This window comes from Succinivibrio sp. (assembly GCF_045124615.1).
GTDB lineage: Bacteria > Pseudomonadota > Gammaproteobacteria > Enterobacterales > Succinivibrionaceae > Succinivibrio > Succinivibrio faecicola.
The window spans coordinates 1-1,506 of the sequence record NZ_JBGVMC010000028.1 but is presented as its reverse complement, the minus strand read 5'-3'; the positions used below and the strand labels follow the sequence as shown (position 1 = coordinate 1,506).

Annotated in this window: 2 protein-coding genes; both read right to left on the bottom strand. The window is 33.5% G+C overall.

What is annotated here, in order from left to right:
• A partial coding sequence (locus ACJML3_RS00670) for a HAMP domain-containing protein (RefSeq protein ID WP_406019725.1) occupies positions 1–912 on the bottom strand: 912 nt, incomplete at its 3' end.
• Positions 913–1,099: 187 nt separating this feature from the next.
• Positions 1,100–1,506, bottom strand: a 407-nt coding sequence (locus ACJML3_RS00665) for a galactosyltransferase-related protein (protein ID WP_406019723.1), incomplete at its 5' end; no start/stop codon positions are given.

Genomic DNA, 1,506 nt, shown 5'->3' with positions numbered 1-1,506 from the left:
ATCTGCTGCAGCTGCAACTGTAATAGAGCGTGACTGAGATTCTTGTGCCTTGTCATTCATAGTATTTGCAACTGCTTCAATATTCTCAAAGCTCTTTTCTACATTTGATACAGCTGACTTGATAACCTTTATGTTATCCTGCCATTCAGCACGCATAGCTTCTAAAGAATCGATAAGTTCACCAAACTCATCTTTTCTGCCTCTAGCATGTAGTGGCTGTGACAGATCACCACGAGAAATAACAGCTGCCTGATTTACAGCATAATGTAAAATTCCAACAAATGCTCTTGGAAGCTTGTATGCAATAATACCTGATAAAAGAATAGCAATGATAGAGATTGTGATCATCAGGTAGGTAGGAGTTGATGATGTAAGTTCGGTAACGTTTTGATTTACTCGAGAAAGATATGTACTTACAAGTTCGTTTAAGTGCTCAATAGCTTCATTGATGGTAGGATAGAATTCATCGTTGTAACATTTTCTAACGTCAACAGAATAGCCTCTGTCGATCATTCTTTCCATTTTATTCTTATATACATCAATAGCCTTTGAGATGTGCTCTTTAATATCGTTAATAATCTCTGTATCTGCATTATCCATAATCTGGAGTTTTGAAATTGCAACCTGCAGCTTTTCTATATCGCTGTTTGTCTTATCTGCAGTTTCTTTGCTGTAAGCTGAGACAGAATTGTTAAAGAGAGTAACATCATCACGAAATGCATTTGTAGAGTTAGATACCTGAATAATTACTGAATAATGATCTTCAATAACATTTTTAGCATATAATGCTGCATTTCTTGACACAGTGTTTGTTGCTATACCAATGATTGCAATAATGATAGTAAAAAATATTACTGTTGCTAAAGCAAGCAAAAGCTTTGCCTGTACACCTAATGAAGATAAAAAATTCATACTCAATTCACTTTCTTAATGTTAATAATAATATTATGCCAGGAGCTAGGCTCTAGCAGTCTTTTTCATTATAGGAAAATAATAAAAAAAAAAGAGTTACTTTTGTTGTAACTCTTTCATTTTTTACAAATATTTTTATTAAAATTTTTAAAAGCTCACATTTTAAATTGCAAATTAGCAATGATTATTATTTATAGAGCTCAAATATGCCATCTTCAGCACGTGTTACACTGCTATTCATTCTATCCTGTAAGCGTTTTAGGTTCTCTCCTTCAAATGAACGATCATTTTCTTTATGGTATAAATGGAGTAAACCTGTTGCATATCGACCAGATTTTAGCATTACACCTGAATTTAAAAGTCTGATGGCAAATTCACTGTCCTCATATCCCCATCCAGAGAATGAATTATCAAAACCGTTTACGTTAAGATAATCTTCTCTGAATAGAGCAAGATTACAGCCACGAGCCTTTTTCCAGTTTTTAATTGGTTTTCTAAATGTATTGATTGGGAGTGTAATCAGAGGATGAAGACGGTTTACACCACCTGTAAAATAAGTTTTAAGCCAATTAAGGAAATTATAGTTCCAGACTT